The following is a 14,473-nucleotide window of genomic DNA, read 5'->3' as shown; positions in this document are numbered from 1 at the left end:
GGTCAGAGAAGACCCGCCAGCCGGTAAAGGCCCGTGGGCGCGACCAGCACGCTTTTCCATGGTGCGGGCGGCGACGAAGGATCCCCTGTCACCGCCCGCCCGTCCACCGGAATTCGGCGCTCGTCCTGCTCAGGGCTCATCTGCCCGGGATCCCCCGGATTCGCGGGATCCCGGAGACCTGTCCGATTCCGTGCTGTCCTCGGCCTCCGGGCTCGGGCTCGGGCCCGGGCCCGGGCCGATACGGATCTCGAACTCACCCGCGTACTTCTCATGGCCCGCGATCACGGCCGTCTCCACGGCCTCCTCGGCGAGCTCACCCCGCACGATCAGCGGGTCCTGGCGCAGATCGCGCATCAGCGACAGGCACATGCCGATCATCACCAGCACGAACGGGGCCGCGACGAGGATCGTCAGATGCTGCAGTCCGGCGAGCGCGTCGCCCTTGCCCTGCCCGACGAGCAGCATCACCGCCGCCACCCCACCGGTCACCACGCCCCAGAAGATGACGATGAACCGGTGCGGCTCGAACGTGCCCTTCTGGGAGAGCGTGCCCATCACGATGGAGGCCGCGTCGGCCCCCGAAACGAAGAAGATCCCGACCAGGATCATCACCAGCAGGCTCATCACACCGGCGATCGGAAACTCCTGGAGCACGCCGAAGAGCTGGCCCTCGGGCGTCGTCTCCGGCGCGAGGCGTCCGCCCTCCTGGAGCTTCATCGCCGTACCGCCGAAGACCGCGAACCAGACCAGGCTGACGGTGCTCGGCACCAGGATCACGCCGCCGACGAACTGACGGATGGTGCGCCCGCGGCTGATGCGGGCGATGAACATGCCGACGAACGGGGTCCAGGAGATCCACCACGCCCAGTAGAAGACCGTCCAGCTGGACAGCCAGTCGGCGACGGCCTCACCACCCCCGGTCGCCGCCTCCGTACGGCCCGCGAGCTGCGGCAGATCCCCGAGGTAGGAGGCGATCGAGGTCGGCAGCAGATCGAGGACGATGATCGTCGGCCCGGCGACGAAGACGAAGAGGACGAGGATCACGGCCAGCACCATGTTGGTGTTGGACAGCCACTGGATGCCCTTCTCGACGCCCGAGATCGCCGAGAACACGAACGCGGCGGTCAACACCCCGATGATGGCGACGAGCAGCCCGGTGCTGGTCCTCTCCATCCAGCCCAGCTCCCTGAATCCGCTGCCGATCTGGAGGGCGCCGAGGCCCAGCGAAGTGGCGGAGCCGAAGAGCGTGGCGAAGATCGCGAGGATGTCGATCACCCGGCCGGGTGGGCCGTCGGCGCGCTTTTTGCCGATCAGGGGCTCGAAGACCGCGCTGATGGTCTGCCGCCTGCGCCGCCGGAACGTGCTGTACGCGATGGCGAGGCCGACCACCGCGTAGATCGCCCAGGGGTGGAGGGTCCAGTGGAAGAGCGTGGTGGCCATGGCCGTCTGCATGGCCTGCGCCGAGTCGGCGGGGTCGGTCCCGGGCGGTGGGTCGGTGTAGTGCGCGAGCGGCTCGCTGACGCCGTAGAACATCAGTCCGATGCCCATACCCGCGCTGAACATCATCGCGACCCAGGACACCGTACGGAACTCGGGTCCCTCGTGCTCCTGACCGAGCGGGATCCGGCCGTAACGGCTGATGGCCAGCCAGAGAGCGAAGACGACAAAGCCCGAGGCGGCCAGGACGAAGGCCCAGCCGCCGTTGTGCATCAGGCCGTTCAGCATCGTGTCGGAGGCGCTCTCCAGCGCCTTGGTGAAGACCGTCCCCCACAGCATGAAGGCGAGGGTGAGACAGGCCGTTACGCCGAACACCACCCGGTCCGTGACGGGCGGCTTGTCCTCGTACGGATGGCGGCCCGGCAGGGCCGCCCGCACCGGCAGTCGCAACCGCTGTCCCGGTTTCTTTTCGTCGTGCGACACAAGCGGCACCTTTCAGGGGTTCTGGAGCATTTCGCTCTCCGGTACCCCGTACCACACGGGCCGCACCCCTGCCAGGATCAACAGGCGGTCACCGGGTCACCGGCTGTGAGGTGGTAGGCCGCGCGAGTGTCGAGGAGCAGCGGAATCAGTTCGCGCTCGGTCTGCCGCAGCGGCACAAACGCCCCCTCTGCCTCTGGTCGCGCGACAACTCCGTGCAGTGCCAGCTCGTCCTTGACCTCCTCGTACTGCGCCGCGTCGAGCCGGTAGCCGCAGGGCGGGTCCGCGAGCGTCTCCTCGCCGGTCGCCGGGTCGTTGTCCGCGCCGCCCAGATAGACCGGGCCACGGTCCTTGAAACCCGCCAGCCGGGCGCCGGTGGTCGCGGCCTCGATCCGGCCGCGCCGTTCGTCGCTGAAGGAGACCAGGCCGCCCAGGGCGGCCAGCTGGCTCGCCACCCGGCGCCGGTTGTTCAGCGCGGCGTCGGCCTGCTCCCCCTCCGTCAGCGGATCGACACGGCTCTCGATGAGGAGGCCGAGCGCGTTCTTGACGCCTGAGGCGTTGCGCAGGATGCGCTCCTGGCCGTCGCCCGCGACCTGCCTGATCGGGTCGCCGGTGACCGGGTCGGTCCAGATGCCGTACGTGCCGATGGTGAAGGCGCTCGCGTGCGCGGCCGGGCGGACGTACCGCTCGGACAGGATCTGCGACTCGTCGTGGACCTTGGCGTCGGTGTTGAGGTTGCGCGGCCAAAGGTCGAACAGCTCCCTGTCGTAGTACGGCGGGGTGGCGCCGTACTCGTGCAAGTCGTAGATCACGTCCGGGCGCTGGTCACGGATGACGGCGGCGATGGCCCGTCCCTCGGCGGTCTTCAGCGCGATGTGGTCGCGGTTGATGTCCACCCCGTCGGAGTTGCCACGGGTGTTCGCGGCGCGGCCGTCCGGGTTGGCGGTGGGGACGACGAGGATGCGGGTGCGGGCGAGCAGGCGCCGGGTCGCGCCGTCCTTCGCGTACACGAGATCACGGATCTTGGTCAGGCAGGCGTCCCGGCCCGACGGCTCGTCGCCGTGCTGCGTACAGATCAGCAGCACGGTGTGCGTGGCGTACGGCGCGCCGATGCGTACGAGCTGGAGCGGGCGGCCCTGCTTCGTCGTCCCGATCCTGCCCACCGACACGCGGTCGCTGCCCCGGTCGACGGCGGCCAGGAACGTCTGCTCCTCGGGCTGGCTGGTCCAGCGCGCGCCGTCGCTGCTCTCGAAGCCGGTACGCGGTGGCGGGGTGTGCGCCGCCTCAGCGGGCGCGGTGACCAGCGGTACGGCGAGCGCCGCGGCGATCGCGGTCAGCGCCAGGACGCGCAGACGTATATGGATACGGGAGTTCATCCGGGACTTCATCAGTGAGTTCATCGGGTGGTGCCTCCGGGTATCGGGCGGATCCGGCGCGGCTCTGACACCCCGTCGAGAGGGGACTCACGGGGACCGACCGCTTCAGTGGACCCCGCGGTGGCGCGTACGAACGCGGAGGCGCCGCCGACGATGGGCAGTTTCGCGGCCGTTCGGGCGAGAGAGACGGTGAGCGTCGGGCCGGCGGCCGGAGGGTCGATGAGGCCCCGGTCCGTACCGGCGACGATCAGGGCGAGACGGTGGCCCGCCGGGACGACATGGTCGGCGGCGTGCAGGTCTAGGGTGATGGTGTGCGCCTTGCCGGGGGTCAGCGGGCGGCCCTTGGCGGCGGAGGCGTAGTTGCCCAGGTCGGCCCAGCCGCGGCTGAAGATGGTGTAGTCGACGGCGGCCGTGCGCGCCGTCGTCTCCTTGAAGCAGGAGCTGTCACCGGCGGTGCCCGGGCCCCAGCAGGTGCGTTCGGCGAGGGTGGTGATGCCTTCGCCCGCGGCGGCGTAGTCCCGGATGGTGTCGGGGCCGAGATCGACCAGTACGGCGGAGAGATGGGCCGTGGTGGTGGAGGGGGTGGCGGTGATCGTCACCTGGGAGGAGCCGGAGAGGCGCAGGTCGCGGCCGAGCGGCTCGGTGATGAATCCGGCCTTGGCGGGGGTCGACTGCTCGATCCGGGCGGCCCAGTCGGTCTCGCCCAGCGCCGGGTCGTCGGTGAAAGTCTCGCTCGCGCCTGGAGCGGCGGGCTTCAGGCCGAGCGTGCCGACGCCCGCGACCGTGCCCTTTCCGGGGCGGAGGCTGGTGGTGTCGGTGGCCCGGGGCGGCCAGTGGCGGTCGGTGGCCCACTGGTCGGGGGCGCGCTCGATGTCGGCCATCGGCTCGCGGTCGATGCCGTTGTCGTAGCCGAGGAGGTAGTGGTCGAACCAGCGGTGCAGGGTCGTGACCCACTCGGCGCGCCGGAAGTCGAACGGGTCGACATGCCCGGTCTGCGAGAGCCAGACCTTGCGCTCCACGCCCTCGTCGGCGAGGGCGTCCCACCACTGGCCGAAGTGCTTGCTCCGGACGTTGAGATCCTGCATGCCGTGCACGGCGAAGACGCTCGCCTCGACGTTGTCGGCGTCGGGAACGTAGTCGCGCTCGTTCCACAGTCCGGTCACGTCTCCGGTGCGGGGGGCCTCGTCGACCAGCCGCTGCTGGACGGCCTGGCAGCGGGCGCGGGCCTCGGGGCTCTCGATACGGTTGGAGAGCCAGTCGGGGCCGGAGTTGTAGAGCGGGGCGCCCTTGGCGAAGTAGTAGTCGTACCAGGAGGAGATGGCGCCGATCGGGACGATCGTCTTGAGCCCCTCGACTCCGGTGGCGGCGACGCCGTTGGCGATCGTGCCGTCGTAACTCTTGCCGATCATGCCGGTGGCGCCGGTACTCCAGGCGGCGCGTGCGCGCTCGCCGCCGGTACGGGTGGTGTAGCCGCGACCGCGGCCGTTCAGCCAGTCGACGACCGCCTTGGCGGACTGGATGTCGGACGGGCCGCCGACGTCCACGCAGCCGTCGGAGCGGTTGGTGCCCGCCAGGTCGACCGCGACGAAGGCGTAGCCGCGCGGGACGAAGTAGTTGTCGTAGTAGAGCGGGAACTGAACCGGGTTCCCGTTCGCGTCATAGGTCTTCTTCTGGCTCTCGTTGCCGCGTCCGCAGCAGGAGTAGTACGGACTGGCGTCCATGATCACGGGGATCTTCCGGCCCTGCTGCGCGGGTTCGCGGGGCCGGACGATGTCCACGGCGACCCGGTCGGTCTTTCCGTCGCCGTCGCCGTCGAGCCGGGTATCGACCCATACGGATTCGCGGATCGCGTTCTCGTACGAGTGGACGGGCTTGCTCTCGCGAGCCTCCCGGGCGGGTGCGCCCTGGGCGGCTGTCGGGGCGAGGGTCACGGCCATCAGGGCGGCCGAGGCCGCCATCACCAGCGATCTGTACGTCAAGCGGGTGGTCCGCACACGTATCGGCATGGGCGGAAGGTACTCCGGTCAACTCCCTTGCGACAGAGTGCCGTAGAGGCATCAAAGGGGCAGATGGGACAGAGGGGATCATGTCGGCGACCGGTACAGCGGGACGGGAGCGAATGGGAGCGCTCTCAGAAACCGCCTCGGACCGGATAGCCTGTACGGCAGCGTCAGCAGACCGAGCACACACGAGCACACAGACACCGAGACCGAGCACACGTAGGAGCGCCCGCCTTGCCCGAGCAGACCACTGGGTCCCGCCCCACTCTGGAAGCCGTCGCCGCCCGCGCCGGCGTCTCCCGGGCCACGGCCTCCCGGGTCGTCAACGGCGGCGCGGGAGTGCGCCCGGTACTGGTCGACAAGGTGCGCCAGGCGGTGGACGAGCTCGGATACGTACCGAACCAGGCGGCCCGCACCCTGGTCACCCGGCGCAATGGCGCGATCGCCGTGATCATCACCGAGCCCGAGTTCCGGATCTTCTCCGACCCCTTCTTCGAGCAGCAGGTGCGGGGCATCAGCCGGGAGCTGACGGCGTACGACTCCCAGCTGGTGCTGTTGTGGGTGGAGGGTCCCGGCGACTACGACCGGATCGCCCGCTATCTCGGCGGCGGCCATGTGGACGGCGCGCTGGCCTTCTCGCTCCACAACGACGACCAACTGCCCTCCATCATCCGCCGGGTGAAGGTGCCGACCGTCTTCGGCGGCCGTCCCGGCTGGCCCGGCGTCGCCACCGCCGAACTCGCCGTCCCGTATGTCGACGCCGACAACCGTGGCGGTGCCCGCGAGGCCGTACGGCATCTGGTCTCCCTCGGCCGCGAGCGCATCGCGCACATCGCGGGCCCGCGCGATCAGACCTCCGCGCTGGACCGGATGGACGGCTATCGCGACGTCCTCCTCGACGCCGATCCGGAGCTCATCTGCCAGGGCGACTTCACGGCGGACAGCGGCGCGCGGGCGATGGCCGAGCTGCTGGAGCGCCGCCCTGACCTGGACGCCGTCTTCGCCGCCAATGACCTGATGGCCTCGGGGGCGCTGCGGACGCTGCGCGAACGCGGGCTGCGGGTGCCCGAGGATGTGGCGCTGGTCGGCTTCGACGACATGGACTCGGTCGCCGGGTCGACAGAGCCCGCGCTGACAACGGTCCGCCAGGACATCGAGGGCATGGGCCGGTTGATGGTGCGGCTGCTGATGCGGGTACTGAATGAGAGCAATGAGAGCAATGGGGGTGATGCGGGGGCGGGGGTCCCCGCATCCGTGATCACCCCGACCACGCTGGTGCGGCGGGCGTCGGCCTGAGTGGCCCGGCGCCCGCCGACAGCAGCTTCCTCAGCTCCCTTGTGACGGTCAGTTGTAGGGAATCACGAGTGTCGACGTCGCCGGGCCGGTCTGGAGCTTCGCCGTGCCATTGCCGATGGCGTGCCAGACCTCCAGCCGTACGGTGCCCGACTTGAGGTCGCCGAGGCTGCCGGTCGCCGACTTCAGGCCGCGCGACTGGGCGTAGTCCTCCCAGCCGGTCACCGGGTCGGTCGCGAAGTAGCTGTACGTCTCGGTCCGTTCGAAGGTGCCGTCGCCCGTGAGGTCGTAGCTGATCCTGGCCTGCTGGCCGAGGCCGACCGCCGTGCCCGCGTCCAGCCGGAGGCGGAACGCGGTCGCGGCGCCGGGCGCGACCACGCCGTTGACCTGCTTGACCTCGTAGACGAGCGGCAGGTGCGGGGTGCCGTCATAGTTCGCTCCGGCCGCCGAGGCGATCGTGTCCGCGCCCGCCGTGCCGGTCGTCGCCGTGGTGAGCACCCCTCCCGTACGCAGCTGGAAGGTGTTGCCGGTCGGCGGCTCGGGGTCCGGGTCCGGGCCGCCCCCGGCCCCGGTGCCGGTCGCCGTCGAACGGGCCGGAACGCTGAGTGTCTTGCCGTCGGAGAAGGTCACCGTACGGGCCGTGGAGCCGTAGTTGTGCGCGGCGTACGTCCGCACCGTGCCCTTGGTGAAGACCGCGGAGCTCGGGATGTCCCCGCTCACCGTCGCGTCCGGTGCGCCGAGCGCGTCCAGGGTGGTGATCCATTGGTACGTATGGGCCTTGGACTCGCCCTGTTCGGGGGTGTAGCCCGCGTTGCCCGCGTCCCACTTGGACTTCGCCGCCGCCGGGTCGGCCAGCGACTGGAATTCCCAGAGGATGTCGCGCCATTCGACGGCCGGGCCGCCGTTCTCCCGTTCCATCTCGGCGATATTGCGCCGGATGGCGGCCTTCTCGCCGCCCAGGTGCAGGGAAGAACCGGCGGTGATCGGAAGGGCGTTGATGCCGTGGATCTCCTCGGGGTTGGCGGTCCACCAGGTGGCGTACGCCGCGCCGCTGCCCCACACCATGCCGGCCGTGTCCTTGGCGAAGGCGGACGGGAAGACCTGCTGGTCGGCGTCGAACCAGTACTGGGCGATCGCCTCGGCCTCGGTGGTCAGGAGGTAGGTCCCCAGGTCACGCAGCGCGGTGTCGCCGGTGGCCGAGCCCCAGAGAATCAGGCCCGCGGAGAGGTTGGTGGACTCCGACGACGACTCCTGGTTGTTGCCTGCGGCGAAGCCCTGGTGGCCCGAGGCCCAGCTGTGGCCCGCGTACACGTCGAAGCCGCGCAGGAAGGGGAAGGCGGTGTCGGTGCGGCTGGGGTTGGCCGCGTCCCGTACCAGGGTCTTGACCATGCCGCCCCACGCGGAGTCGGCGGCCCACGCCGGGTCGTACTGGGCGATGATCGCCGCGGCGTAGACGTAGTAGCTGTAGTGGAAGTGGTGGTCGTTGAGTTCGGTGTCGCTGCCGTACGAGGCGGGGTAGCCGGTCAGCGTCTTCCAGGACTTGTCGTACGAGAACTCGTTCGCGCCGCCCGCCGTGAACCAGTCCTGGAGACGGCCCTTCATCAGGCCCAGGAGCTTGTCACGGGTCGCGGTCTGGCCGGTCTGGTCGGCCAGGGGCACCAGCTGGGCGAGCTTGCCCAGCGCCTTGCCGGTCCAGTACGTGTCGGTGGCGCCGTCGAAGGGGTCGGCGGCGTTGGCGACCTGGTCGAGGTAGCCCTTGAGCCGGGCCGAGTCGACCGCGCTCGTCCTCGGCAGTCCGGGCAGCGCGGCGGACGCCTTCTGGCTGGTGGTGAAGGAGGCCGACTCGCGGACCTTCATGGTGCCGCGCGGCGAGACATAGGTGTACGGGGTGAGCGCGTCCGTGGTGTTCAGCCACTGGTGGCGGTAGAGGGCCTGGAGCGTGCCGCGCTCGGTGCCCTCCTTGGCCTCGGTGGTCAGGGCGTAGGTGGCCCCGACCGTGCCGCCGGTGTAGCTCCAGGTCGCCTTGGAGCCGGTGACGAAGCTGAAGGCGTACTTCTTGTACGTCGCGAGCGCGTCGGTGGAGGGCAGTACGGCGAGCGAGAAGTAGTCCTTCGCGCCGAGACCGGCGGTCACGGTGGTTCCGGCCACGTTCCAGTCGGCGCCGGTCGGCGCGAACAGGGCGTAGTGGTGGCCCGCGACGGTGATGCCGAGGACATTGCCCTGGTCGGAGAAGACGGTGGGCGCGGCGGCTGTGGTGATCTGGGCGTTGCCGCCGGAGCCCTTGGCGTATACGAACGGCATGCCGTGGCCGATGGTGGTACGCAGCGTGCGGGCGCCGTCGGACCAGTAGGGGGTCACGGTCCAGTCGGACCAGGCGTCGGCCTTGGTGTCCGGTGAGTTGAGCCCGGTCAGACCGAGTGTCAGGTCGCGCTTGTGGGCGTACTCGTACTGGCGGCCCTCGCCCACGATCGCCGGGGTGGTCGGGTAGCCCACCTCGAGTCCGGCGGCGGTTGCCTGGTAGGTGAGCGGGTGGCCGTACATGGGGGTGGACCAGGGGTTGTCGCCGTACCGCTGGAAGGCCAGCGAGGACCACCAGTCGTTGGTGGGGACCGGCTTGTCCCGTACGGCGGCGGTGAGCTTGGGGGTGACCGGCGCGCCGGTGTTGGTGGTCGGGCCCGACGTACCGGCGGGGCGGGTGTCGGAGTAACTGCCGGAGCCTACGGGGACGGTGGCAGCCGCGGCCGGGGTGGCGGCCGGGCCGAGGCTGATGGCGGCCAGGGCGGTGACCAGCATCAGCGCGGCAGCTGGTCGAGCTGGGCGGGCTGGTGCTCGGGCTGGTCGAGTGCGGGGGGCTGGCATCTACGGCACCTCGGTTCGGGGCGGAAGGTGGCGGGGGGCGTAGCGTCCGAGAGCGCTCTCAGATGGTGAGGAACGTAAAACTCCTGAAACATTCATGTCAATAGCTTGGACACAGACGGCAGTTGCAGCTGAGTCCAAGCCGTCACGCCTTCGAGTCTTGACGGAATGAGGAACTGAGGGGCACGCTCCAGGCCCAATTTTGAGAGCGCTCTCACCCGCTCGCCCTCGCTCCGCCGAAGCCAAGGGAGGCTCACGTATTTCTTTAGGTATCCGTGGTAGGGCTGCGTGTTCCGTTGGGCGGCTGGTGGATGGCTGTTGGCTCGCGAGGTGGGGTGCCTTGTGTCGGGTGCGTGTCCCGTCGCATATGGATTCGTAGGTCGAATGGGTGACCTTTCCGGGCGGGTGTCGTTGATGGGGTGGCGGCGTGGAGGGGGGTGGTTGCGGTGGCACGGTCGGCAGCAACGGGGAGCAGGAGGCCGCCCCTCGCCGCGGGGGAGGCGGCACGTACCGCGTGAGCCCGTGGTGTGCTGCGGGCCGGGGTGGAGGAGAAGAGCGGGGAACTGCTGGCCTCTTCCGCTGTGGCGCAGCGGGTGGGCCGGGCGGCCGATATGGCGTCGGACATGGCCGCCGGTGTGCTGGCCGGTCACTGGAACGCCGCCGATGCGGAGGCGCTCGCCTCCGGTGAGGACGGCGGGGGCGCGGGCTGCCGTCGCAGGCGTGGATGGCGCTGCGCCGTATGGGCTGGACCGTCACCGTCCCGGAGAGCTTTCGTGTCAATGACCGGATCGTGCGGATGGCGCAGGAGCAAGCCGGGCGACTCCTGCGCTCGGCGCAGTGGCGCGCCGACCTCACGGCTGGGGTGCTCAGGACCTGGCCCGCCGATCCGGGCAGGCGCACCGGTGAGGAGTGGGACGCGGTGCGGGACGCGGTGCGGGACGCGGTGCCAGGCGGGCAGCACCTGCCGTCCAATGTCATCAAGGGCCGCACCCGGCAGATCGCTGCCTTCGCCCAGCGGCACGGCCGGTTGTCGGCCGATGTGTTCGAGCTGGAGGCAGCCCCCGGGGCGGCACTGATGCTCCTGCTGTCCGCCTGCGACGGGCAGCAGGCCACCATCGAACGCGCCGACACACCGGGGCGGGCGCTCCTGCGGCTACAGTTCCCGCTTCGCCGGCACCCCCGCTCCTACCGGGACTGATCGTGGATGGCCTGCCCGATCACGCTGCCGCCCACCATCCCGCCGGGCGCGGTGCTGCATCTGCCCACCTCCGCCTCCACGGCGAGCGGGTGGATCTGGCCTACACCCACGCCGTGCCGAAGACCGCTCACAGTGGGCACAGCATCGCGCTCGGCGTGGATTGAGGCCTGAATACCCTGCTGTCCGCCGGAGCCGCCCGCCTCCACGGCGACGGCACGATCACCGCCCTCGGCTCAGGGGCGATGTCCGTGCGGCCGAAGTCCTGGCCAAGCAGCACCGTCTGCGCCGCGAGAGCGAGTGCCTGCACGCCAAGGCGAGCCACTACCAGCGGCTCGCCGACGGCCGCACCCGGCGTGAACGGGCCGCCCACGCCGCCCTGTAGGCCAAACACGCCACCGGGGCCGGCGTGGATCTTCCGCTGTCACGCGCTTCACGGGCCTCAGACGCCCTTGTGTGCGTGACAGGGCCATGCCACATTGAGTTCGCACTCTCCGGACTGGTCCAGTCCATCTGCTCCCCGGCAACCCCCCACTGCGGACTCGTACGAAGGAGAAGCCCCTCATGAGACGCACGCTTCGCGCGCGCATTTGCCTCTCGCTCCTCATTGCCCTCCCCGCCGTCGGCCTCGGCACCGGCACGGCCGGCGCCGCCCCGGAACCCACCGCGCAGCCCACCGCGGGTGTCTCCGCCTCAGCGACGCAGTACTCGCTGCACTCCTCCCTCGATCGCGCCCTCGGCGACCACACTGCGGGCTCCTATCTCGACGCCAAGAGCGGCGAGTTGGTCGTCACCGTCACCGACGCGGCCTCGGCCGAGCGGGTACGGGCCGCCGGCGCACGCGCGGAGATCGTCCGGCGCGATACGGCCCAGCTCGAATCCGCCATGGCCACCCTGGAGAGCAAGGCGAAGATCACCGGAACGTCATGGGGCATCGATCCCGCGACGAACCAGGTCTCGGTGGAGGCCGACCAGTCGGTGTCCGCGTTCTCCCTGGCCCGCCTGGAGAAGGTGGCCGCGAGCCTCGGCGATGCGGTGCGGATCAAGCGCGTACCGGGCGTCTTCAAGAAGGAAGTTGCCGGCGGCGACGCGATCTACGGCGGGGGCTTCCGCTGCTCGGCCGCGTTCAACGTATCGAAGGGCACGCTCCGTTACTTCGTGACGGCAGGGCACTGCACCAACTCGGCGACCAGCTGGTCGGCGACGTCCGGCGGCGCGGCCATCGGGACGCGTGAGGGCACCAGCTTCCCGACCAATGACTACGGCATCGTCCGTTATACGAACGGTTCGTCCCCCGCCGGGAACGTCAACCTCTACAACGGCAGCTTCCAGGAAATCTCGTCGGCGGCGGACGCCATCGTCGGCCAGGCCATCAGGAAGAGCGGCTCCACGACCAAGGTGACCAGCGGGAACGTCACCGCCGTGAATGTGACCGTCAACTACGGCGACGGGCCGGTCTACAACATGGTCCGCACCACGGCTTGCTCGGCGGGCGGCGACAGCGGCGGCGCGCACTTCGCCGGTACCACGGCCCTGGGCATCCACTCGGGCAGTTCCGGCTGCACCGGCACCAACGGATCGGCGATCCACCAGCCGGTGCGGGAGGCACTCACCGCGTACGGAGTGGTCGTGTACTGACGCACGACGAGCCGCATGAGGCGCATGAGGCGCCTGAGGCGCATGAGGCGCCTGAGGCGCATGAGGCGCCTGAGGCGCACATGAGGGCGTGCCCCCTGGGGTGGGCACGCCCTTCGTGCTGCCACTCCACCCGCGCGATCAGTCCCCGTGGTCGTACACCGTCACGGGTATGTGCCTGGCCACCAGCCGGTCGGCTATCAGCGGCTCGATCCGCGACCACTTCCCGCCCGCCAGCCCGCAGCCGATCCGCGGCATGTGGACGGACGCGCCGAGGGCCACGGCCTTGTCCCCCACCGCGCCGAGCGCGGCGTCGATCGCTTCGTACCGCACCGGAACTCCCTTGCTGCCGGTCCGCATTCCCCGCTGTCCCACCATGTTGGCCACCCACACGTACAAGCCCACCTGGACGAACTGCACGGCGCCGAGCCCGAAGTCATTGCGGGCTCGCTCCCGGTGCCAGCGCCGGTAGGCCGCCTCGGGCTCCGCCCAGCGCCGCGATATCGCCAGGACGAAGCCCTTGCCCCAGCCGCCCAGGTCGTTGCAGACATGTGCGATCAGCTTGACGCCCTTGCCTTGCGGCGCGGTCGCGTCCCCCCGTACGTACTCGATCTCGGACATGCGAAAACCGTACGGGCCGCCGCTGACAGTCGTCGGGACATATCCACAACACTGGTGAGACAGTAATACTGTTACACCGCATCCGCGCGGTGGCACGGAACGGCGGCACTGAAAAGGGGAAGCGAGGCGCAGCAATGGCGACCGACAAGTCGACGGAGCCGACGCTCACCGTCGACGAGCTGGCCGCGCGTGCCGGGGTCACCGTGCGCACCGTCCGCTTCTACAGCACGCGCGGTCTGCTCCCGCCCCCGGTGATCGGCCCGCGCCGCGTCGGCCACTACGGTCCCGGACATCTCTCCCGGCTGGCCCTCATCGAGGAGTTGCAGCACCAAGGGATGACGCTCGCCGCGATAGAGCGCTACCTGGCGCAGCTGCCGGACGATCTGAGCGCCCACGATCTCGCGATCCACCGCGCACTGGTCGCCTCCTGGACCCCGGACTCCGCCGAGGAGGCGACCCGCGCCGATCTCGAACGCCGAGCGGGACGAGGTCTTTCCGAGGAGGACATCGACCGGCTCGCCGCGATGGGCGTCCTGGAGCGCGCGGGCGGTGACGGCTTCCGGCTCGACCCGGGGCTGCTGCGGCTCGGTGTGCAACTGCTGGACGTGCCGATCGCGTACGAGACGATCCTGGCGGCCCGTACGGTCCTGCTGGAGCACACCCGCTCGGCGGCGCACGAACTCACCCGGCTCTTCCGGGACGAGGTGTGGAACCCGTACCGGGAGCGGGAGTCGGACCCGGAGCAGGTGGCGGCGATGAGGTCGCTGTCGGCGCATATGCAGCCGATGGTGGTGCAGGCGCTGGTGACCGCGTTCCAGCGGTCGCTGAAGGAGGAGCTGCGGGCCGCCTTCACCGCGGACTGAGCGGACTGAGCGGGCTCAGCGGCTCAGCGGCTCAGCGCACCCCGCGGACTGAGCGGACTGAGCGACACCAGGGCACGATGGTGACCATGCTGCTTGAACATGAAGGCCATTCACCCGTCGTGCATCCCACCGCCTACGTCGCCCCGACCGCCACCCTCTGCGGCGACGTACGGGTCGGGCCGGGCTGCCGGGTGCTGTTCGGGGCCGTACTCACCGCCGAGGGCGGACCCGTCGAACTCGGCGAGGACTGCGTCGTGATGGAGAACGCGGTCCTGCGCGGAACACCGCGCGATCCGGTGCGCCTGGGCCGTCATGTCCTGGTCGGGCCCGGCGCGTACCTGGTGGGCTGCGACATCGCCGATGAGGTCTTCCTCGCCACCGGCAGCCGGGTGTTCAACGGCGCCGCGATCGGGGCCCGCACGGAGGTGCGCATCAACGCCGTCGTCCACCTGCGCACGGTCGTCCCCGAAGGGACCACCGTACCCATCGGCTGGGTCGCCGTAGGCGATCCGGCGCAGCTGTTCAGTCCGGACGACCACGAAGGGATCTGGGCCGTCCAGAAGGAGCTCGACTTCCCCGGTTACGTCTTCGGTCTGGCCCGGCCCGACGAGGGGCAGTCAATCATGCCGGACCTGACCCGTCGCTATGGCCGGGCGCTGGAACGTCACCGGCGGGACCGCCCGGTCGACCCCTCGGTGGAGTGACCCGACGGTCTCA

The 14,473-nt window shown here is 70.2% G+C and carries 11 protein-coding genes; 5 read left to right on the top strand and 6 right to left on the bottom strand.

The window, feature by feature from the left end; all coding sequences use genetic code 11:
* Positions 1 to 129: 129 nt before the first annotated feature.
* From ACIHCQ_RS31680 to ACIHCQ_RS31670, 3 genes are all read right to left on the bottom strand, one after another.
* Positions 130 to 1,920 (bottom strand): BCCT family transporter, encoded by a 1,791-nt coding sequence (locus ACIHCQ_RS31680; RefSeq protein WP_399669995.1) that lies wholly within the window; start codon positions 1,918 to 1,920, stop codon positions 130 to 132.
* Between the two features lie 77 nt (positions 1,921 to 1,997).
* Entirely contained in the window at positions 1,998 to 3,293 is a 1,296-nt protein-coding gene (locus ACIHCQ_RS31675; RefSeq protein WP_399670107.1) for a M14 family metallocarboxypeptidase, read from the bottom strand.
* A gap of 20 nt (positions 3,294 to 3,313) precedes the next feature.
* Positions 3,314 to 5,299 carry a Xaa-Pro dipeptidyl-peptidase gene (locus ACIHCQ_RS31670; protein ID WP_399669992.1) on the bottom strand — a complete coding sequence of 662 codons (1,986 nt, stop codon included), beginning with the start codon at positions 5,297 to 5,299 and terminating at the stop codon, positions 3,314 to 3,316.
* 228 nt (positions 5,300 to 5,527) lie between these two features.
* On the opposite strand from ACIHCQ_RS31670, the gene ACIHCQ_RS31665 reads away from it, so the two are divergent.
* Entirely contained in the window at positions 5,528 to 6,589 is a 1,062-nt protein-coding gene (locus ACIHCQ_RS31665; protein ID WP_399669989.1) for a LacI family DNA-binding transcriptional regulator, read from the top strand.
* Positions 6,590 to 6,637: 48 nt separating this feature from the next.
* Here the strand turns inward: ACIHCQ_RS31665 and ACIHCQ_RS31660 are convergent, their stop codons facing one another.
* Entirely contained in the window at positions 6,638 to 9,445 is a 2,808-nt protein-coding gene (locus tag ACIHCQ_RS31660) for a glycosyl hydrolase (RefSeq protein ID WP_399669986.1), read from the bottom strand.
* A gap of 721 nt (positions 9,446 to 10,166) precedes the next feature.
* On the opposite strand from ACIHCQ_RS31660, the gene ACIHCQ_RS31655 reads away from it, so the two are divergent.
* Positions 10,167 to 10,640, top strand: a complete 474-nt coding sequence (locus ACIHCQ_RS31655) for a hypothetical protein (protein WP_399669983.1) — start codon at positions 10,167 to 10,169, stop codon at positions 10,638 to 10,640.
* On the opposite strand, the gene ACIHCQ_RS31650 is transcribed toward ACIHCQ_RS31655, so the two are convergent.
* The gene (locus ACIHCQ_RS31650; protein ID WP_399669980.1) at positions 10,628 to 10,771 is read right to left on the bottom strand and encodes a hypothetical protein; all 144 of its coding nucleotides are present in this window, start codon (positions 10,769 to 10,771) and stop codon (positions 10,628 to 10,630) included. The two genes, ACIHCQ_RS31655 and ACIHCQ_RS31650, sit on opposite strands and share 13 nt — an antisense overlap.
* Positions 10,772 to 11,201: 430 nt before the next feature.
* Between ACIHCQ_RS31650 and ACIHCQ_RS31645 the strand changes: the two genes are divergently transcribed.
* Positions 11,202 to 12,275 carry a S1 family peptidase gene (locus ACIHCQ_RS31645; protein ID WP_399669977.1) on the top strand — a complete coding sequence of 358 codons (1,074 nt, stop codon included), beginning with the start codon at positions 11,202 to 11,204 and terminating at the stop codon, positions 12,273 to 12,275.
* 138 nt (positions 12,276 to 12,413) lie between these two features.
* Here ACIHCQ_RS31645 and ACIHCQ_RS31640 read toward each other — a convergent pair whose 3' ends face one another.
* Positions 12,414 to 12,893, bottom strand: coding sequence for a macro domain-containing protein (locus ACIHCQ_RS31640; protein ID WP_399669974.1), 480 nt, complete (start codon positions 12,891 to 12,893; stop codon positions 12,414 to 12,416).
* A gap of 134 nt (positions 12,894 to 13,027) precedes the next feature.
* Here ACIHCQ_RS31640 and ACIHCQ_RS31635 point away from each other — a divergent pair, with 134 nt between their 5' ends.
* Together ACIHCQ_RS31635 and ACIHCQ_RS31630 are read left to right on the top strand one after the other, a co-directional pair.
* Positions 13,028 to 13,756, top strand: a complete 729-nt coding sequence (locus tag ACIHCQ_RS31635) for a MerR family transcriptional regulator (RefSeq protein ID WP_399669971.1) — start codon at positions 13,028 to 13,030, stop codon at positions 13,754 to 13,756.
* Between the two features lie 86 nt (positions 13,757 to 13,842).
* Positions 13,843 to 14,460, top strand: coding sequence for a gamma carbonic anhydrase family protein (locus ACIHCQ_RS31630; protein WP_399669968.1), 618 nt, complete (start codon positions 13,843 to 13,845; stop codon positions 14,458 to 14,460).
* Positions 14,461 to 14,473: the final 13 nt, after the last annotated feature.

Origin of the sequence: Streptomyces sp. NPDC052236, assembly GCF_044548015.1 — a bacterium.
Taxonomy (GTDB): domain Bacteria; phylum Actinomycetota; class Actinomycetes; order Streptomycetales; family Streptomycetaceae; genus Streptomyces.
Note: the sequence above shows the minus strand (reverse complement) of the source record. Positions and strands in the feature narration are given on the sequence as shown.